We start from the raw sequence: 19,413 nt of genomic DNA, 5'->3' as shown, positions 1-19,413 counted from the left end.
ATAAAAAATGGTCTGACTGATAAATCAGTGTTTACCCTGCCAGTCAAGATACTGTTCGTACTTGCGCAGTGCGATGTTGTAGTTGCTCAGGGCAGAGTCAGATAAATCTTCACTCAGCTGTGCCTGGATAATTTCAGTGGAGAATTCCGTGGTGGCCGGGAAGGCTTTGGAGGACAGCAGTTCATCGAGACGGCGCAGACGGACAACATATTCGCGCACGGTGCTGTGGCTCATTTCCGTTTCTTCAAACAGATACTGTTTGAATGCCATGATATCGAAATAATCGGTTGCACTGTTGCAGTAGATCTCGCTGCAGAAACGGCAGAGTGCCACAAATTTGTCCTGTAATCCCATCCAGGTGGTGTCATCGATCATATCTGTCATTTCAGAAATAGCTTCTTTATTGATCAGCTGACCGTTGAACACCAGGGAGATACGATCGAGGGTTTTGTGACAATGACTGCAGTGAGTCTGACTGTGTTTGAAGTCTTTAATGTAACGGCTTACGGGCCGTTTCTTTTGTTTTGAAACAGACATATTCTGGCGCCTTGTGTAGTCTAGTCTAATAAAAATAAATCAAAGATAAAGTCAAAGTTACTTCATGGATTTTAAGCGCGCCCGCAGCCTTTTGATTGCCTGGCTGTGTAACTGGCTGACGCGGGATTCCCCCACTTCCAGCACTGCGCCTATCTCCTTGAGGTTCAGCTCTTCCTGATAGTAAAGAGTCAGAACCAGTTTTTCACGTTCAGGCAGTTGTTTTATCGCTTCAACCACCTGGTGACGCAAACTCTCGTCTACCAACAAACCGAGCGGGTTGCCCCCGTCATCATCATCACGGACGGGTTCGCAACTCTCACCGTGGATTTCGTGCCACTCATCGTAAGAAAACAGCTGACTGTTATTGGTATCGGTTAAGACCTGACGGTATTCTGCGATATCCATCTGTAACGAATCAGCGATTTCCTGCTCTGTGGCTGCACGCCCCAGAGACTGTTCGAGCGCACGCACGGCTTTGGTTATTTCCCGCGCCTGACGGCGCACACTGCGGGGGGCCCAATCTCTTCCCCGCAATTCATCCAGCATTGCCCCGCGGATCCGTTGTACCGCATAGGTTGCAAAGGTGGCACCCTGCATGGCGTCAAAACGCTCCACTGCATGCAGCAAGCCGATACCCCCGGCCTGAATTAAGTCGTCAATATCAACGCTTGCCGGTAATCTCACCTGCAACTTCAGGGCTTCGTGCCGGATAAGGGGATAATAACGCTCCCACAGGCTATTTTTGTTGATAACACCTTCGGCGGTATACAAATCACTCACAACCTGAAACACCCTTCGAGATTCATGAAAGGCTTTTATTATCGTGCCCTGAAAAGAATTCAATCCGGTGAGTAGTGAGGTAAATCACGCCTTATTTGCCTTATCCTAAATCACCTCATTAACAAATAGCAATACTCTCTTTCATTTTTATCATAAATTTTGCAAAATTCCGGTTATTTTATATGACAAAAAGAAAAATAGGCGTTCATTAATAGAATAAAAAAACAAATAGTTAGAATATTATTTGCTCTGTTATGGGTAACACCTATAAAAAAAGGCCAGAATATTCTGACCTTTTAAATACGTTAAAGCAACTACGTAAATTAACGTAACAGGCTCAGAACACCCTGAGGAACCTGGTTTGCCTGTGCCAGAACAGCGGTACCCGCCTGCTGCAGGATCTGACCACGGCTCATGTTAGACACTTCTGTTGCGAAGTCAGCGTCCTGGATACGGCTGCGTGCTGCGCTCAGGTTGTTAACAGAGTTGTTCAGATTGTTGATGGTAGACTGCATACGGTTCTGGAATGCACCCAGTTTTGAACGGTATGAATCAACAGTTTTCAGTGCGTCGTCCAGTTTTTTGGTGGTTGCAGAATTAACTGCATCAGCATCTGCTTTAGTTTTAATATCAGTAAGTTCTTCTGTACCGACAACTAACTTACCGACAACTTTATCAGCCGCAGATGTACCTTTAGCTTCGAAACCTTTCACTTCGTAATATTTGCCGCCTTTTGCAGCGACATAACTACCACTTTCAGTTTCGAACAAGTCATGGCCATCAACTTCTGTAGAAGTAAAACCAGCATCAGTTTTCTTAGCCAATGCCAGTGCTTGAGGGTCAGTAAGCTTAGTATCTGATTTCAGAGCAGTATAAGTCGGCAGTTCGAAATCTTTCAGACCCAGTTTATCCAGATCGATTTTCTGCATATCCAGTTCAATGATTTCACCATCGTTTGCACCAACCTGGAAATTCATTTTAGTGCCCTGCTCCAGCACTTTAATGCCGTTGAACTGAGTTTGTTCAGAAATACGTTTGATTTCTGACAGACGCTCGTTCACTTCTTCCTGGATAGAACCGATATCGCTCTTGGAGTTAGTGCCGTTTTTCGCCTGAACAGTCAGTTCACGGATGCGCTGGATGTTGTCGTTGATTTCGTTAACAGCACCTTCAGCGGTCTGTGCGATAGAGATACCGTCGTTAGCGTTACGGGAAGCCTGTGCCAGGCCTTTTACGTTAGCGGTGAAACGGTTGGCGATTGCCTGGCCTGCAGCGTCATCTTTTGCGCTGTTGATGCGGGCACCTGAAGACAGACGCTCAATTGCAGTGCCTAATACGCCCTGTGAACGGTTTAAGTTGTTCTGAGTAACCAGAGACAGAACGTTAGTATTGATAACCTGTGCCATGATATATGTCCTTGTTATTGAAAATAATAAACAGCGTTTATCTGTTTGGCTTTCTGATTTTCGCCAGCAATAACACTATCGGCACCCTGAGAGACCACTTTAGGTTTTTTGGTAAATATTTTTAGAAAATCGTCGCAGAAATGGTTTCCTCAGACATAAAAAAAGCCGGAACAACAGTTCCGGCCAAATCATAAAACAGAGGAATTGCCTGATTTATAATGAAATAATGATTAACGCAGTAAGCTCAGTACTGACTGCGGCACCTGGTTTGCCTGTGCCAGAACAGCAGTACCCGCCTGCTGCAGAATCTGACCACGGCTCATATTAGAGACTTCAACCGCAAAATCTGCATCCTGAATACGGCTGCGTGCAGAGCTCAGGTTATTGACCGAGTTGTTCAGATTATTGATAGTGGACTGCATACGGTTCTGGAATGCACCTAACTGGCTGCGCTGGCTGTCAATTTTTGACAGTGCTTTATCCAGTGTGCCCAGCGGACTTCTGGCATCAAGCACTTTTTGATCAGCAGCATCTAATGCAGCTACATTTTCAATCTTCAGTTCTGCAGGGGTTGCACCTGCCGCACCTGTTGCAGCAGTCGCGGTAATATCTGCTTTTAATGTAACGTCTTTACCGTCAACCTTACCCCGGATATATACTTTTGATTTATCAACAGAACCATCAGCTTTAACCTGGTAGGATACTTTTGCCCCTTCGACGTCTTTACCGCCAAGTTTAATGCCTTTCAGTGCGTCTTCTGCAACCTTTTGTGCATCGGCTTCAGTACCTGTACCTTTCAGATCTGCAACAAAATCACCTGCTGACAGTGTTGGTCCGAACCGGGAGGCTGCGATATCCAGTTTATCCAGGCCCAGTGCTGCACGGTCCACCTTCTTCAGGTCGATATCAATGGTTTCACCGTCGTTGGTACCGACCTGGAATGTCATTTTGTTATCGGAGGACAGCACTTTAATACCGTTAAACTGCGTCTGCTCTGAAATACGGTCAATCTCTTTCATGCGCTGATCAACTTCTTCTTTAATAGAGTTGATATCGCTTTCAGAATTGGTGCCGTTTTGTGCCTGTACGGTCAGTTCACGAATACGCTGGATATTGTCATTGATTTCATTCACTGCGCCTTCTGTTACCTGCGCCAGGGAAATACCGTCGCTGGCATTACGGGAAGCCTGAGTCAGACCTTTTACGTTGGCGGTGAAACGGTTGGCAATCGCCTGACCCGCGGCATCATCTTTCGCACTGTTAATGCGGGAGCCGGAAGAAAGACGCTCAATCGCAGTACCTAACGCGCCCTGTGAGCGGTTTAAATTATTCTGGGTAACCAGTGACAGAACATTGGTATTAATAACTTGTGCCATAATGATATTTCCTTTTTTTGTATGAAATAATGTGAATTATTTTCTGCCGCCGCAGCGGGGTAATACTGTTAACGGGAGATAATTCACTTTATTTACAGACAAAACGCCGCCATATTATCAATATCAGGCATATTTATCCGGATAACGCATTTTGTGAGTTTTGTAACCACATTGCAGCTCCCGATGCCCTTTTTTGTTTCCTTATCTTAATGGTGACAATAACCCTGCTTTCCCTGCGCAACTCCGCCCATCATTTTTTGCTGTTAACGCTAAAATTCTTCCGCTGCCAACCGATAACTATGTAAAACCAATTAAATTCAGGAGAAGTACATGGCAGGCATAGCATCGTTAGGCGTCGGCGCCGGAATGGATCTTAATCAGCAGCTGGACATGCTGGAAAAAGCAGAAATGCGCCGTCTGGAGCCGTTAACTGCCCAAAAAACAGCATGTGAAGCACAGATTAGTGCTTTTGGAAAATTACAGGCCTCACTGGAAAAATTAAAATCCGCCGCTGAAGCACTGAAAAAATACGGTGATATCAGTACAACCAAAGTCAGTGAAGAAAATAAATACTTTGGTGTGTCCACCACAGGTAAAGCACAGCCGGGCCAGTATGATGTCAGCATCGAACGGCTGGCTAAAAACCAGACCTTATCCGGAAAAGGTGTTGCTGACGGCAAGACATCAATGGGTAACAGTAACGCTGAACGAACTGTTTCCATTAAAATCGGTGACGGCAGTGATGCGAAAAAGAATTTTGATATAAAGCTGAGCAGCGATAAAACATCGCCGATTGAAGTCGCTGATGCCATAAATAAAGCGGATAAAGGCGTCTCTGCCAGTGTGGTAAAAGATAAACAGGGCGAATACCACCTGGTGTTAATCAGTAAAACCCAGGGAACCGATTCCGCTATCAGTATTTCTGTTACCGGCGATGATGATCTGGATAAAGCCATCGGCGGAAAATCAGAAAAACAAACCGACGGTACCGTTAAATTTACCGGTAATGGCGGAATGAAGCAGACGACCGCACCGGAAAATGCCCTGTTCACTGTAAATGGTATCGAGCAGGAATCACAGACTAACGAAGTCAAAGATGCTTTTTTTGGTCTGACACTGACACTGAAAAAAACCACTGAAAAAGACAGCGCCGGAAAACCAGTTACTGAACCGCTGGTTGTTTCTTCTGATATTGAACCGGCCAAAAAGAAAATCAAAGAGTGGGTGGATGCTTATAACGAGTATCAGAAACTCTGTAAAGATCTGACCAAATATACCAAGACAGAAAAAGGTGAGGTGGCAGATAAAAGTAATGGTCCGCTGATTGGTGATTCCACGGTACGCGGTATCCAGAACACCATCCGCGGGCAAATCAGAACACCGAATGGTGACGGTACACTCAACACCATGAGCAAACTCGGTATCAAACAAAAGTTAGACGGTACCCTGGAAATTGATGACAAAGTCCTCGATAAAGCATTAAAAGAAAATGGTTCCAGTGTAAAAGAATTCTTTGCCGGTGACGGAAAAGAGACCGGTTTTGCTACTGAAAACTTTAATTATCTGAAAAAGATATTAGACAGCCGTGAAGGTACGATTCATAACGCCACCGATGGTCTGGAGAAAAAGAAAAAAGGTATCGATAAACGTATCGAACAAACCAATAAACAGATCGAAAACACCATGGATCTGTATCGCCGTCAGTTCCAGAATCTGGACAAAATGATGAACTCCCTGAGTGGCACCACACAAGCACTCGGCAGAATGTTAGGTTAAAAATAATGTATCAGCGCAAGGCAAATCAGGCTTATCAGCAAGTTAATCTTGAAAGTGAAATTACCAATGCCTCGCCTTATCAGTTGATCCGGATTTTGTTTAACGGGGCGCTCAGCGCCCTTCGCCGCAGCGAAATCTTCATGGAGCAAAATGATATTGCCGCCAAAGGTAATGAATTATCAAAGGCTATTAATATTATTGATAATGGTCTGAAACAGGCTCTGGATTATGATGCCGGCGGTGAGCTGGCACATAATCTGGCCTCTCTGTATGACTATATGATTATGCGGTTACTCAACGCAAATATCGAAAATAACGTGGCCTACGTAAAAGAGGTCTATCAACTGCTCTCCGATCTCGCGGCAACATGGCAACAAATCGGGGCAAATGTGGATGAAAGATAATCAGGTGAGTATTCAAACAACCATCAATTTACACGATATATATCAACATGTACTGACACTGAGTGAAGAACTCGTTACCCTGGCCAGAAACAGTGAATGGGATGATTTGATTGCCCGTGAAACTGATTATGTTTGCGCGGTTGAACACCTGACACAGTTATCTCATGAACTGGAAAAAGAACAGCCGGTTACCGGCGAACTGGTGGAAATACTGCAGGCAATCATTGAGAATGAGCGGGTAACAAAAATTTGTTTACAGGATCACCTCAACTTTCTGAGTAAAGAAATAAAACAGCTTGACCAACAACGGGTGATTAATAAAAGTTACGGGCAATTCAGTGACCCGGATTATTCCATTAATATTAAACCAGCAGAATAAATTTTTTTGATCAGTGCAGTGTCTTAAAATAATGAAAAAATAGCCTGATCTGTTCCGGCCGGACAGTCGTTCTCTGCCCGGCCGGAACGTTTTGCTATTCAGCGGTATTTTTTTCACCGGGTTTCACACAATTTCCCAGATATAACCCTGCCATAACAGCTGCAAATCCGCCAATCATACTGACCAGTAAATACGTTATTCCGGTACCCAATAGCGCCGGGGATGACATAATTTCAAAGGTTCCGTACACAAAACTGCTGAACGTGGATAACCCGCCCATAATACCGGTTGCCACCAGCGCATTGACATACTGATTAATCCGGTTGCGCTGTAACAATGCTGCCGTTATTCCCAGCAGGAATGAGGCAATAATATTGGCCGCCAGAATATCAAGCGGAAATCCGTCATGCAGCGATGGCACACCAAGCATCAGTAATTCACGGCAGATTGCACCGAAGGCTCCGCCAATAAAAATAAGAATCACCATATTCATATTGTTATCCTTATGCCGCCAGCCAGACACCCAGTGCGGCAGCCGCCAGACCCGCCACAACAGAGATAAGCAAATACCCGAAAGCCAGCATCCGCTGTTTGGAATTCACCAGTTTGGCTGCATCCAGCTGCATACTGCTGAATGTGGTGTAACCGCCGAGAATACCGGTCAGAACAGCCGCATGCAGGAATGAACCGAAGCGATCATGCCAGTCAATCACGAATAACGTGCTTAAAAAACCGATAATAAAGGCACCCGAGATATTAATAATAAAGGTACCCAGCGGAAAATGGCCGTGATAACGTTCGCCTGTCAGTTTACCGACCCACCAGCGCAGTAATGAACCGCTGCCGCCGCCGATACCGACCCAGAAAATATCAATTGCTGTCATATAACCTCACCTGTAAATACCATCGTCAGGAGAAATACGTACAGCGGATAGTGTAGATCCTCTCTCTTTACTTCACAATTACCGGATTGAAACCAACTGAATTTGTACAAAGATGCCGGATCTGAAGTCCGGTTACAGGTTATCCCCTGCAATATTCTGTGACTATACGGAGAACGGATACCAATAACTGACGGTCAGCAGAAAAATAGCCACACCACCTGCCAGTGCGGTAACCGTCAGATAAAAACGGGTCTGTGATGCAGTTATTACCGGGTTACGCCGGATATTGCGGTAAACACGGATCAGATCCCCTGATAATATCAGCAGCAGAATAACCAGCAGGAATTTACTGACCAGATATAACGAATCCCAAAAATCAGCGGAAACCGGCGGCTCCCGCAGATTATTATTTATCCATTCTGCCAGTATCATACCGGTTGTTGTATACAGCCATACCCGGAAATAAAAACCGGCCAGTATTATCACGCTTGTCACTGATATTTTATATCTCTTCATTTATACTCTTTTTGCAGATAAAAAACCACCAATGCGGAACTAATTCCATTTTTATGCTGTCATAAACAGAGTGAAAACACACTATTTTAATATACACATTAAGGACAACTGATGAAATCAGCCTATGTTATTGCTCCGCTCTTCTTATTAATGGCAGGATGCAGTCAGAGTGCACGGACAGACCAGGCAGCAGAAAACACCAAAACATTATATATTGACTCTGAACTCGCCGACTGCACAGGTGTCGCACCGATGAAGTGCATGAAAATAAAAGAATCTCCGGAAGCAAACTGGGAATTCTTCTATCAGAATATTGACGGTTTTACTTACGAACCGGGGTACCAGTACCGGGTATCTGTCAAAACCACCCATGTTCCGAATCCGCCTGCCGACGCACCCAATATCCGTTATCAGTTAATCTCCGTGCTGAATAAAGATCCTGTACCGGCGAAAGACACAAAAATTGGCATGGCAAACCCGGCATCCGTGTATTGTGAACAATCCGGCGGTAAAACAGAAATCGTGAAAGCGCCATCGGGCTGGACCGGTTACTGCAATTTACCCGGTGGTGAACGGGTTGAAGAATGGACTTACTACCGTAAGAATCATAAATAAACAGATCAAAAGGAGCGGGACAACCCGCTCTCTTTATTTATCCGGTATAAAAAACGGTTTTTATTATTTCACTAATTTACAGGTACGGCCTTTATCTTCCGCAACCTTGCCTTTCACCGCATCATCCTCAGAAATGCTGGCCAGGTTCAGCTCATTTTTTCCGTTTGACCAAAGCTGGAAATTTTCGCCGACATAACGGGCACCGCTGGCAGCAACCGCTTCTTTCAGAACAATAATTTCATCGCTGTATACCATCACTGCTGTTTTGGCATCCGGGAAAGCAACTTTAATTTTTTGCCCGTCACAGTTATAGGTATCCGTTTTGGCAGCAAATGCAGGGCTTGCCAGTAATGCAGAAACTAACGCGACAACAGACACAGACAGAATTTTACGCATAGAATGCTCCTGAAAACGAGTAATACAACCGTTAATATTGTTGCGCTGTAATTATGCACCCGCCATCAGGAACCAATATAGGATATCTCTGTAATCCTGTTGTTCCGGTTAATTTCCCCGCTGTTACCTGATGATATTTAAATCGCTATTCTGCGGAATGGTGCTATTATCAGTATAATTACGCAGACATTATTTAATCTTTATTACGGGCGGAGTTATACCAATGATAATATTCTCATCTCTGCGGCAGTTTATGCGTATTTATCAGTCACCGGCAGTATTGATATTGCATTTCATTATCATTATCTCCGTTATTCTTCAGATTGTGATCAGCAATTGGATGTCTGTTTCGGTCACCGGCGTTATTCCTGCTGATGGCTATCGCTTATTTTTTACCTGGCTGCATATTATTACCGGCCTTTCATTCTGGGTTTCCGGTACCCTGCTTATTGCTCTCTGCTTTCATCAGCGGGGAATAAAGCACTATTATCCGTGGGCTTTCGGCTGTTTTTCACAGATAGCGGCAGACTGCCGCGCCCTGTTGCACGGGAAATTACCGGAATCCTCTCCCGGAGGTCTGGCAACCAGCGTTCAGGGGCTGGGTCTCGGGGCTATGGTGCTGGTCGTGCTATCCGGTACCGCCTGGTTTATATTATGGGCGGCGGGCTCAGTTTATGCCGGTGAAATACGTAATCTGCACAAAACACTGACGGGACTGATTGAAGCGTATATTATTGGTCATGGCGCAATGGGGTTATTACACTTTATACTCTGGTTGCGAAAGAAAAACATTTCAGACAACAACCAGCCGGGCTGATTTTTATTACAGGATGTAATGATGAAAAGATTATTATCCGCTTTACTTATTATATTTTCACTGAATGCTTATTCAAATGAAAATCAGGATTTTGAAGGGACCTGGGCAATGGTACCGCTTAAAAACGGGATCGCCAATGTTGTACAGTATAATACTGACGGAACATCTTCGTTGTATTCGTTTAATTGTGCAAAACCGGATGAGAAAGAACCGGTTGAAACATACACCTACACCGTCGATAAAGAAAACAAGACTATCATACTGACATCCGGCACTTATCAAACCAGCCTGAAAATAGTCAAAATAACGAAAAGAACAATGGCGCTGGAACAGAAAATTAATGACGATTTCAGCGTATCACTGCTGTATGCAAAAGTCTCTGACATCGCCCCGCTTTGCGGCCTTTATACCGGTGAAGTTAATCCGCCGCCGAAAACAGCCTATCAGGCTGCGGATTTTATTCCGGATCCGGTTATTCCGCCACATCCGGAACTCAGCCGCTTTGAAGGAAAGTGGATGTACGATAATGTCGTTCAGATTGAAGTGACAAAAAACCGTGACGGTAATTTTATGCTGAAACTTGACAGTAATCAGAACTGGAATCATCTGTATAATCAGGTTCACTGGGTGGGTGACGAACTGCATTTTAAATCCTATGCATATTCGGATAAAGAATCATTATATGAACATCCGTATCATAAATCCCGGTCTGATAGTATTCTCCGCCTGACATCAGACACCACCATGACACATTCCCACATTATCGGTAAAGAACGCTACGATACAGAACTGATAAAACAATAAGCCCGCATCCATACAGGCTTCTGTTATCAGGCTGACTCTGACAGACTGTAATACAACTGCCGTAATTCTTAAATATGAATAAAAAAACCGCCGGTAAATACACGGCGGCGGATAACGGCTGACTGCCGCGGTTAATCTTTCTTCAGATTAGCCACTAATTTTTCCAGCATCTCTGCTTTGTATAATACCGGTGCGATATTGCCGCTCTCAATTAACGCATTAGAAACGTCAGATAACTTAAAGCGGACTTCTTTCCCGGCGATACCCACACGGCTCGCAATCAATGGTTTATTTTTCGCTTCCGTACCGGTCATGAACACACTCATCGCCGCAATATCCGGGATCGGTAATTTACCTTTTTCCAGCACCAGCGTCATTTGCAGTTTCAGATCACCGGGAGAAGATTTTTTGGCCGATTTCAGGCGTTTAATCGCTTCAGGGGTGATCATCACTCCGGCATAGAGTTCATCATTTGATAAGATATAAATCTCGGCATTTACCGCCTTCATATCATCAGCGATAAACCCGACCCCGACAGGAACGGTAAAACTGGCATAGGAATTAAATTTCTCTTTATAACATTCCTTGTATTCCGCACCGGAGAAGACAGCCGGCATCTGTTCTTTAATTCTGATCAGACTTTTTGATTCTTTCCGTGAATCTTCGAAATCATTGCAGGCCGGTACTTCCACATTGATATTACCGGCGACCAGTTTGTGTTCATGAGAAACCAGGTCATCCGTATTTACCGTGGTTTCAACATCTACTTTACACCCTGCCAGCAATGAAACAGCAATCAGAACGGGAAGAATTTTTTTCATTTTTTTACCAAAATGTGTTTATGATTTATCTATTTAAACATATACCCAGTAAAATTACAGGGATAAGCGTGATTTTTGTGATGAGATACTCCCCCGGCTGTACAGTGACCGGATTACCGCTATAAACAGTTGATGTTATAGATAAATAATGACACTATTCCTGAACAAAACAGTAAAGGAGAAATAATAAAAACGATACCGCACATAACGACCTTTGGAACATGAACTATCCGGAAATCCCGGAGAACTGAAGCCTGAGTTATGTCATAGCGGAATTTAATAACTTAATGTAAATGGAATTTATTATGAATATAGCCAAAGTTTCTTTTATTATTTCGATGGTCAGTCTGGTACTGATGCTTGTCACCTTCAATATCAATCCGACAGTTATAACCGGAGTTGCCGGGGTACCGGGAAGTCATGTTTTTCTTTTCTTCGCTATTTTCATTATTTCACTCTTAATAAGCATCCTGGCTATTATTGTGAGAGCCGTTTCGGACAAAGTGAAAGAAAAAAACAGGTAACAAAAAAGATGTTGGTCTGCTTTAATTTGGCGGTTAATGTCTGCAATATTTTCCAAACTTCCGAAACCGATCCGGCACCGGAACAATATCAATACGCCGGGTATAGAAAAGCCTCACCGGTGTGAGGCTCATAAAAATACATTCACACCGCTACACCGGCATTGACATGATTTCCTGGTAAGCAGCCACCAGTTTATTACGCACCTGAATGCCCATTTGCAGGCTCAGGCTCGCTTTCTGCATGTCCACCATGACATCATTAAGGGAAATATCGGCTTTGCCGAGTGTAAAATCTTCCACCTTTTTTGCTGAATTAACACGGGTGGTATTGATCTCATTCACTGCCGAGATCAGGTGATCACCAAATCCCGGCGCTTCAGCGACCGGTTTAGTCTGGCTTGCTGCCTGTGCTGCTGTTACATTCAGCTGGGAGACGACTCCCTCAATTGCCTGAATTGTCATGTTTTTTCTTCCGTTTACAGGGATAAATGTGTACTGAGGAAGCCATTTTCTGCTGAAAAAGACACCGGCCACATCCTATTGCCTGCATACCCTAACATACCCTTTTTAACTTGAAGCCCGTAAATAACACCAAAATCACGGGCTGATTCTGTCATTAGATTTGTTATTTGCAGGGAATAATAGCAGCGTAAAAAAGTGACGTTACAAAGAGGGAAATTACGTTGTTTCGCCAAAACTATTTTCACCCGTCAAATCTGCAAGGCAGGGAATGTTTATGAGTGCCGCACCACAAGACACCGGAGATACCAAAAAGGGATTCGCCCTGATTATTGACCGTATTAAGGCTGATCCGAAGGTTCCGCTGATGGTCGCCGGCGCGGCTGCAATCGCCGTTATTGTTGCGCTGTTCCTCTGGATGCGCAGCCCGGATTACCGCGTTCTGCTCAGTAACCTGAGTGCCAAAGACGGCGGCGATATTGTCAGTCAGCTGACACAGATGAATATGCCTTACCAGCTCGCGGATAACGGCAGTGCCATTCTGGTACCTGCTGATAAAGTGCATGAGCTGCGTCTGAAGCTGGCGCAGGCCGGTCTGCCGAAAGGCGGTAACACCGGTTTTGAACTGCTGGATAAAGAGCAGTTCGGTATCAGTCAGTTCAGTGAGCAGGTGAACTATCAGCGCGCCCTCGAAGGGGAATTGTCACGCACGATTGAATCACTCAGCCCGGTTCAGACCGCGCGGGTGCATCTGGCGATCCCGAAGCCGACCCTGTTTGTCCGTGAACAGAAATCACCGACAGCCTCCGTCACCGTCGGATTGCTGCCGGGCCGCGCACTGGATGAAGGTCAGATCAGTGCGATTGTACATATGGTCTCCGGCAGTGTATCAGGATTAACCTCCTCCAATGTCATTATTGTTGACCAGACCGGACGTCTGCTGACAAACAATGATAACAGCCAGCAGTCTGTCAGCACATCCCAGATGCGCCTGACTCAGGAAACTGAAGCCCGCCTTAAACAGCGTATTGAAGATCTGCTTGCCCCGCTGGTCGGCCGTGCCAACGTACAGGCGCAGGTAACCGCTCAGGTCGATTATTCCAAAGTCGAACAGACTGCCGAAGAATACAAACCAAACCAGCAGCCGGATTCCGCCGCTGTCCGCTCGCGTCAGAGCAGCCGGAGTCAGCAGAACAGCAACGGCGGCCCGGGCGGCGTACCGGGTGCATTATCCAATCAGCCGGTCAGTGCCCCTTCCGCCCCTGTTGAAACAGCAAAAGCGGATACAAAAGATAACAAAAATGCATCTCCTGCCGATAATAAAAGTAACAGCAACATTAATTCGCAGAGTGATGAGACCACAAACTACGAAGTGGATCGCAAAATCAGCCATACCCAGCGCCAGATTGGCGTGGTTGACCGTCTCTCTGTCGCGGTGATCATCAACTGGCTCCCGCAGAAGAAAGAAGACGGCACCGAGGAAATGCAGCCGCTGCCGCCGGAGATGATTAAAGAGATTGAATCGCTGACCCGCGAAGCGATGGGGTATTCCGTCAGCCGCGGCGACAGCCTGAGCATCACCAACTCCCGCTTTACCGATGAAGGTCAGCTGACCGAAGAGCCGTCGCTCTTCACAAGCCCGGTCATCATTGCGCAGGCACTGGAGTACGGCAAGATCCTGCTGTTGTTACTGGTGGGCTGGCTGTTGTGGCGCAAAGGTATCAGACCGCAGTGGCAGCGCTACCGTAAAGCACAGCAGGCGGAAGCAGAAGCCCGTATGTTTAAGGCGACTCAGATGAAAACCCCGCTCGTGGCTGATGATGTTATCAGTGACGATATGGACGAGAAAACCCGCCGCCGCCTGACCCGTCAGCGTGTCAGCGCCGAAATTCAGAGCCAGCGTATCCGTGAGATGGCGGATAAAGATCCGCAGGTTGTGGCAATGGTTATCAGTCAGTGGTTAGGAAAAGCACAATGAATTTAAGCGGAACAGAAAAGAGCGCCGTCATGCTGATGACGCTCGGTGAGGACCAGGCCGCCGAGGTCTTTAAACACCTGAACAATAAAGAAGTTCAGCAGCTGAGTATGGCGGTGTCCAACATGCGTCAGGTTTCCAACGCTGAACTGGCGGAAGTCCTGACGGAGTTTGAGGAAGCGGCGATTCAGTACGCGGCGCTGAACATCAATACCAATGACTATCTGCGTTCCGTACTGGTCAAGGCGCTGGGTGAAGACCGCGCTGCCAGTCTGCTGGAAGATATCTTCGAGAAACACGAAAGTGCGTCCGGGATCGAAAGCCTCAACTATATGGAGCCGCAGACGGTGGCCGATATTATCCGCGACGAACATCCGCAGATTATCGCCACCATCCTGGTGCATTTAAAACGCAACCTGGCCGCCGATGTACTGGAGCTGTTCGACGAACGCCAGCGCAACGACATCATGCTGCGTATCGCCACCTTTGGTGGTGTGCAGCCGGCAGCACTGGCGGAACTGACCGAAGTCCTCAACAATCTGCTGGACGGCCAGAACCTCAAGCGCAGCAAAATGGGTGGCGTGAGAACCGCAGCCGAGATCATCAACCTGATGAAAAGTCAGCAGGAAGAAGGTGTTATCGGTGCAATGCGCGATTACGACGGCGAACTGGCACAGCGGATTATCGACGAAATGTTCCTGTTCGAGAACCTTATCGAAGTGGACAACCGCAGTATCCAGCGCATCCTCCAGGATGTCTCCAACGACTCGCTGGTTATTGCACTGAAAGGCTGCAACGAAGAGCTGCGCGAACACTTCCTGCGCAATATGTCCACCCGTGCGGCTGAGATTGTCCGTGATGATCTGGAATCCCGTTCACCGGTACGTATGTCGCAGGTTGAGAATGAACAGAAATCGATTCTGCTGATTGTCCGCCGTCTGATGGAAACCGGCGAAATTGTGATTGGTGGTGGTGACGATGTCTATGTCTGATAAGGAAAATACCGGTCTGCCATGGAAGCGCTGGCAGCCGCGGGAGCTGAATCAGTGGGATCTGAATTCCTCTGTGCTCCCTGCCCTGTCCGATGAGCCGGAGCCGGAAAAGCCGAAAGTACCCTGCCTGGAGCCGAAAGAGGTACTCGAGCAGATCAATCTGCTGGATAACCTGAAAGAAGAAGCGCAGCGCAGCGGTTTTCAGTCCGGCCATGAGCAGGGACAGAAAGCCGGTTATGATGCCGGATTTGCTCAGGGGCTGCAGGAAGGCGCTGAACAGGGCCGTCAGCAGGTACTGGCAGAACAGCAGCCGGTCACAGAAGCATGGCAGAAACTGTTATCCGAGTTCAGTTATTCTCTCGACAGTTTTGACAGCGTGGTAACCACCAAACTGCTGCAGATTGCCCTGACCGCTGCACGTCAGGTGCTCGGTCAGCCTGCGGTCTGTGACGGTACCGCACTGCTTGAAGAGATCAGCCGTCTGCTTCAGCAGAAACCGCTGTTTGCCGGTCAGCCGGAGCTGCGGGTCAACCCTGCACATATTGAGATGCTGGAGCAGCATATCGGTACCCAGCTCAGTCTGAACGGCTGGCGTCTGGTGCCGGATCCGCAGCTGCATGCGGGCGGATGCCGTGTGGTGGCGGATGACGGCGAAATCGATATGAGTGTCGCCACCCGCTGGCAGGAGCTGTGCCGGTTGTACGCGCCGGAGACCCTATCATGACCGCGCGGATTGGCCGCTGGATAGGCGCGCTGGAAGGCTTTGAATCACGGATATCCGGAGTGGCGATGACCCGCCATTACGGACGTCTGACCAAAATTACCGGGCTGGTGATGGAAGCCGAGGGCATCAAAATGCCGCTCGGTGCCACCTGCTTTATCGAACGGGTGATCAACGGGAATACCGAAGAAGTCATCTGCGAGGTGGTCGGTTTCAACGGACCGCGTATGCTGCTGATGCCGCTGGCGGAACTGGAGGGGATCGCCCCGGGTGCGCGTGTCTATGCGCAGTCCACCGGAAGCGGCGGGCAGACCAGCCGCCAGCTGCCGCTGGGTGATGAGCTGCTCGGCCGTATCCTTGATGCCTCCGGTAACCCGCTGGACGGCAAAGGGCCGCTGGAAGCCAAAATCCGCGCCCCGCTGATTACACCGCCGATCAACCCGCTGGAACGATCACCGATTAACAGTGTGCTGGATGTCGGTGTCCGCGCTATCAATGCCCTGCTGACCGTCGGGCGTGGTCAGCGTATGGGCCTGTTTGCCGGTTCCGGTGTCGGGAAAAGTGTGCTGCTCGGCATGATGGCGCGTTTCACACAGGCGGACATTATTGTGGTCGGACTGATTGGTGAGCGAGGCCGTGAAGTAAAAGATTTTATTGAAAATATCCTCGGTGCCGAAGGTTTAAAACGCGCCGTGGTCGTCGCGGCACCGGCGGACGTTTCCCCGCTGCTGCGGATGCAGGGGGCTTCTTATGCCACGCGGATCGCGGAATATTACCGTGACCTGGGTCGCAATGTGCTGTTAATTATGGATTCACTGACCCGTTACAGTATGGCACAGCGTGAAATTGCGCTCGCCATCGGAGAACCCCCGGCGACAAAAGGCTATCCTCCGTCGGTGTTCGCAAAATTACCGGCACTGGTCGAACGGGCAGGTAACGGCAAAAACGGCGGCTCTGTTACCGCATTTTACACTGTACTGACCGAGGGGGATGACCAGCAGGATCCGATCGCTGACTCCGCGCGGGCCATTCTTGACGGCCATATCGTGCTTTCGCGTTCCCTGGCGGAATCCGGACACTACCCTGCTATCGATATCGAAGCCTCCATCAGCCGGGCCATGACTGAGCTGATTGAGAAAAGCCATTACCGGAAAATTCAGCGTTTCAAACAGCTGACCTCGGCTTACCAGCGCAACCGCGATCTGATTAATGTCGGTGCTTACGCGGCGGGCAGTGACCCGATGCTGGATGAGGCCATTCAGCTGTTCCCGTATATGGCGAAGTTTCTGCAACAGGATATCGATGAGCGCTGTGACTACCCGGCCGCCTGTGAGCAGCTCAGTCAGGTGATACCGGACGCATAACGAGGTCGTCAATGTCAAATACGCATGCACTCACCACGTTGTTAAATTTAGCTGAAGAGGCCGCCGAAGAGGCGGCTAAAGTGCTGGCTCAGGTTCGTCAGACCCACACACAGATGAGTCAGCAGCTGACCATGCTGGAGAATTATCAGGCCGATTACCGGCAGAAGCTGAATCAGACACTGCATACCGGGATGGCTGCCGATAAATGGCAGAACTATCAGCAGTTTCTGGTCACCCTCGAACTGACCATTGAACAGCAGCAGGGTCAGCTGAACCTGTGGGAGCAGCGCGTCAGTGATGCCAATCGTCACTGGCAGGAAAAACAACAGCGCGTCAATGCCTTCGATACTCTGATCCGCCGTGCGGATCATGCAAAAAATCAACGACAAAACCGGCTGGAGCAAAAACAGATGGATGAATTTGCCCAGCGCGCGACTTTATGGAGAACCCGCTAATGGATGTCAATGCCGGTACCAAAGTGGTCAGTTCTGCTGACAACGCATTGAATAAACAGGAATCACCGCGTGCGGAAGATGCACAGGCAACCGCCCTGCCGTTTCAGGCCGTGATGGATGCGCAGCAGCCGCGCCCGGAAAAACCGGCACAGGCCGTACATGCGGTAAAACAGACCCGTAATGACACTGCCGCGCATAAACAGGCTGCGGAAGGCAAAGCGGCTTCCGCGCAGGAAAAACAGACCGGTGCCGATACCATGGCACAACTGAATTTCTCCCGCCGCCTTGCCGGGGATGCTGCCTCTCCTGAGCTGGATGCAAAATTGCTGACCTCCGGGGATGATGCCCCTGCATTACCACAAACAGAAGGTGAAACGGACAATGCCCTGCTCGCGGCACTGAAAGAACGTCTGAGCGGACGGGGCAGCCGCACAGCGGAAAAACCGGCGGCGGATACAAAGCTGCAAATCGGTGACAGCGGGAAAAACATCGCCAAAACCGCAGAGTTGCCGGAAGACGCACTGGCCAAAACCGGTGATAAACCGCTGATCACGGATGAAAATAACGATGCCCGCACCCTGTTTGCGGATGACAAATCCAAACCGCGCGTGGATCAGCCGCGTTTCTCACTGACCGATGCCCAAAAACCGGATCAAAAAGCGCTGCCGGATGATTTCCTGCCGCTGAATAAGAAATCTGCTGATACGTCTGTGCCGTTATCGCTGGCATCCGCCACCGATACCGCCGGTGCGGATAACAGCAAAAGCGCATTCAGTATCAAAACAGACAGCAGCGCCTTTCAGACTGTCACCGCGCCGGGCAGCCATACTGCCGTCCAGAGCCCGGTACTGATGCCGGCGGCGGCACAGAGTACCGCTGCCCAGACCAATGCGCCGGTGGCACAACCGTCCATGCAGTTAACCGCACAACTCGGCAGCGAACTGTGGCAGCAGCAGGTCAGCCAGAATATGATCTATTTCTCCCGTCAGGGATTGCAGCAGGCACAGTTGCGTCTGCATCCGGAAGAGCTGGGCTCACTGAATATCCATCTTAAAATTGAGGATAATCAGGCGGTGATGCACTTTGTCTCCCCGCACAGCCACGTCCGCGCGGCGATGGAATCCATGATGCCGGTACTGCGCAACGCCCTTCAGGAGAGCGGGATCCACCTGGCGCAAAGCTCCGTCGGTCAGGAGTATCACGGTAATCAGCAGGGTTCCGGTGATGAACGTCACAACGGCGGCAGCGCTGATGGTATTGCTTCCGCCGGAAGTATCAGCAGCGTGAATATCAGCACAGATACCCTTGTCCGCCCGGCGGCACTTCATGAGGCCCGCGCCCGCGGCGGGATCGATACCTTCGCCTGATTCCTGTACATAACGGCGGTACGAGGGACTAAAGCCCCGAGTTAC

23 protein-coding genes are annotated in these 19,413 nt (G+C 48.4%); 13 read left to right on the top strand and 10 right to left on the bottom strand.

What is annotated here, in order from left to right:
- Positions 1-24 precede the first annotated feature (24 nt).
- From fliZ to AB7038_RS07040, 4 genes are all read right to left on the bottom strand, one after another.
- Entirely contained in the window at positions 25-537 is a 513-nt protein-coding gene (fliZ, locus tag AB7038_RS07055) for a flagella biosynthesis regulatory protein FliZ (RefSeq protein ID WP_004236794.1), read from the bottom strand.
- Between the two features lie 57 nt (positions 538-594).
- A complete protein-coding gene (locus AB7038_RS07050; RefSeq protein ID WP_024473838.1) occupies positions 595-1,317 on the bottom strand; it encodes an RNA polymerase sigma factor FliA in 723 nt (240 codons plus the stop codon).
- A 323-nt stretch (positions 1,318-1,640) separates the two neighbouring features.
- Positions 1,641-2,723, bottom strand: coding sequence for a FliC/FljB family flagellin (locus AB7038_RS07045; RefSeq protein WP_369453010.1), 1,083 nt, complete (start codon positions 2,721-2,723; stop codon positions 1,641-1,643).
- Positions 2,724-2,953: 230 nt separating this feature from the next.
- Positions 2,954-4,099, bottom strand: a complete 1,146-nt coding sequence (locus tag AB7038_RS07040) for a FliC/FljB family flagellin (RefSeq protein ID WP_368888536.1) — start codon at positions 4,097-4,099, stop codon at positions 2,954-2,956.
- Positions 4,100-4,429: 330 nt separating this feature from the next.
- Between AB7038_RS07040 and fliD the strand changes: the two genes are divergently transcribed.
- From fliD to fliT, 3 genes are read left to right on the top strand one after another with little or no spacing between them, the layout of a single operon-like run.
- A complete protein-coding gene (gene fliD / locus AB7038_RS07035; protein WP_368888537.1) occupies positions 4,430-5,875 on the top strand; it encodes a flagellar filament capping protein FliD in 1,446 nt (481 codons plus the stop codon).
- Positions 5,876-5,880: 5 nt separating this feature from the next.
- Positions 5,881-6,279, top strand: coding sequence for a flagellar export chaperone FliS (gene fliS, locus AB7038_RS07030; RefSeq protein WP_036406930.1), 399 nt, complete (start codon positions 5,881-5,883; stop codon positions 6,277-6,279).
- Complete coding sequence (gene fliT / locus AB7038_RS07025; RefSeq protein WP_349418514.1) at positions 6,269-6,658, top strand: flagellar protein FliT; 390 nt, start codon at positions 6,269-6,271, stop codon at positions 6,656-6,658. Before fliS ends, fliT begins: the two co-directional genes overlap by 11 nt.
- Before the next feature lie 94 nt (positions 6,659-6,752).
- On the opposite strand, the gene AB7038_RS07020 is transcribed toward fliT, so the two are convergent.
- The 3 genes from AB7038_RS07020 to AB7038_RS07010 all read right to left on the bottom strand — a co-directional run bounded on the left by AB7038_RS07020 (position 6,753) and on the right by AB7038_RS07010 (position 8,037).
- Positions 6,753-7,151, bottom strand: a complete 399-nt coding sequence (locus AB7038_RS07020) for a CrcB family protein (RefSeq protein ID WP_368888538.1) — start codon at positions 7,149-7,151, stop codon at positions 6,753-6,755.
- Between the two features lie 10 nt (positions 7,152-7,161).
- The gene (gene crcB, locus AB7038_RS07015) at positions 7,162-7,542 is read right to left on the bottom strand and encodes a fluoride efflux transporter CrcB (protein ID WP_004236805.1); all 381 of its coding nucleotides are present in this window, start codon (positions 7,540-7,542) and stop codon (positions 7,162-7,164) included.
- Between the two features lie 162 nt (positions 7,543-7,704).
- A complete protein-coding gene (locus tag AB7038_RS07010; protein ID WP_369453009.1) occupies positions 7,705-8,037 on the bottom strand; it encodes a hypothetical protein in 333 nt (110 codons plus the stop codon).
- 132 nt (positions 8,038-8,169) lie between these two features.
- On the opposite strand from AB7038_RS07010, the gene AB7038_RS07005 reads away from it, so the two are divergent.
- Positions 8,170-8,673: a DUF4377 domain-containing protein gene (locus AB7038_RS07005; protein WP_369453008.1), complete on the top strand. Its 504-nt coding sequence runs from the start codon at positions 8,170-8,172 to the stop codon at positions 8,671-8,673.
- A gap of 63 nt (positions 8,674-8,736) precedes the next feature.
- Here the strand turns inward: AB7038_RS07005 and AB7038_RS07000 are convergent, their stop codons facing one another.
- The gene (locus AB7038_RS07000; protein ID WP_369453007.1) at positions 8,737-9,069 is read right to left on the bottom strand and encodes an MliC family protein; all 333 of its coding nucleotides are present in this window, start codon (positions 9,067-9,069) and stop codon (positions 8,737-8,739) included.
- A gap of 223 nt (positions 9,070-9,292) precedes the next feature.
- On the opposite strand from AB7038_RS07000, the gene AB7038_RS06995 reads away from it, so the two are divergent.
- Both AB7038_RS06995 and AB7038_RS06990 read left to right on the top strand, forming a co-directional pair.
- Positions 9,293-9,886, top strand: a complete 594-nt coding sequence (locus AB7038_RS06995; protein WP_369453006.1) for a cytochrome b/b6 domain-containing protein — start codon at positions 9,293-9,295, stop codon at positions 9,884-9,886.
- Positions 9,887-9,994: 108 nt separating this feature from the next.
- Entirely contained in the window at positions 9,995-10,690 is a 696-nt protein-coding gene (locus tag AB7038_RS06990) for a hypothetical protein (protein WP_369453005.1), read from the top strand.
- Between the two features lie 131 nt (positions 10,691-10,821).
- Here AB7038_RS06990 and AB7038_RS06985 read toward each other — a convergent pair whose 3' ends face one another.
- Positions 10,822-11,511, bottom strand: coding sequence for a DUF7424 family protein (locus tag AB7038_RS06985; protein ID WP_369453004.1), 690 nt, complete (start codon positions 11,509-11,511; stop codon positions 10,822-10,824).
- Between the two features lie 305 nt (positions 11,512-11,816).
- Here AB7038_RS06985 and AB7038_RS06980 point away from each other — a divergent pair, with 305 nt between their 5' ends.
- Entirely contained in the window at positions 11,817-12,035 is a 219-nt protein-coding gene (locus AB7038_RS06980; RefSeq protein WP_139294265.1) for a hypothetical protein, read from the top strand.
- A 150-nt stretch (positions 12,036-12,185) separates the two neighbouring features.
- On the opposite strand, the gene fliE is transcribed toward AB7038_RS06980, so the two are convergent.
- Positions 12,186-12,497 (bottom strand): flagellar hook-basal body complex protein FliE, encoded by a 312-nt coding sequence (gene fliE, locus AB7038_RS06975; RefSeq protein WP_368888544.1) that lies wholly within the window; start codon positions 12,495-12,497, stop codon positions 12,186-12,188.
- 274 nt (positions 12,498-12,771) lie between these two features.
- On the opposite strand from fliE, the gene fliF reads away from it, so the two are divergent.
- The 6 genes from fliF to AB7038_RS06945 are packed head-to-tail and all read left to right on the top strand — an operon-like array spanning position 12,772 to position 19,368.
- Complete coding sequence (fliF, locus tag AB7038_RS06970) at positions 12,772-14,472, top strand: flagellar basal-body MS-ring/collar protein FliF (protein ID WP_369453003.1); 1,701 nt, start codon at positions 12,772-12,774, stop codon at positions 14,470-14,472.
- Positions 14,469-15,461 carry a flagellar motor switch protein FliG gene (gene fliG / locus AB7038_RS06965; RefSeq protein WP_024473852.1) on the top strand — a complete coding sequence of 331 codons (993 nt, stop codon included), beginning with the start codon at positions 14,469-14,471 and terminating at the stop codon, positions 15,459-15,461. Before fliF ends, fliG begins: the two co-directional genes overlap by 4 nt.
- Positions 15,454-16,185 (top strand): flagellar assembly protein FliH, encoded by a 732-nt coding sequence (gene fliH / locus AB7038_RS06960; RefSeq protein WP_368888546.1) that lies wholly within the window; start codon positions 15,454-15,456, stop codon positions 16,183-16,185. The genes fliG and fliH overlap by 8 nt, the downstream gene beginning before the upstream one ends.
- The gene (gene fliI, locus AB7038_RS06955) at positions 16,182-17,546 is read left to right on the top strand and encodes a flagellar protein export ATPase FliI (RefSeq protein ID WP_369453002.1); all 1,365 of its coding nucleotides are present in this window, start codon (positions 16,182-16,184) and stop codon (positions 17,544-17,546) included. Before fliH ends, fliI begins: the two co-directional genes overlap by 4 nt.
- Positions 17,547-17,557: 11 nt before the next feature.
- The gene (fliJ, locus tag AB7038_RS06950; protein ID WP_004236816.1) at positions 17,558-18,001 is read left to right on the top strand and encodes a flagellar export protein FliJ; all 444 of its coding nucleotides are present in this window, start codon (positions 17,558-17,560) and stop codon (positions 17,999-18,001) included.
- Positions 18,001-19,368 (top strand): flagellar hook-length control protein FliK, encoded by a 1,368-nt coding sequence (locus tag AB7038_RS06945; RefSeq protein WP_369453001.1) that lies wholly within the window; start codon positions 18,001-18,003, stop codon positions 19,366-19,368. The genes fliJ and AB7038_RS06945 overlap by 1 nt, the downstream gene beginning before the upstream one ends.
- Positions 19,369-19,413 lie beyond the last annotated feature (45 nt).

This window comes from Morganella morganii (assembly GCF_041099235.1).
Taxonomy (GTDB): Bacteria; Pseudomonadota; Gammaproteobacteria; order Enterobacterales; family Enterobacteriaceae; genus Morganella; species Morganella morganii_E.
The sequence above is the reverse complement of the archived record's forward strand: the minus strand, read 5'-3'. Positions and strand labels throughout refer to the sequence as shown.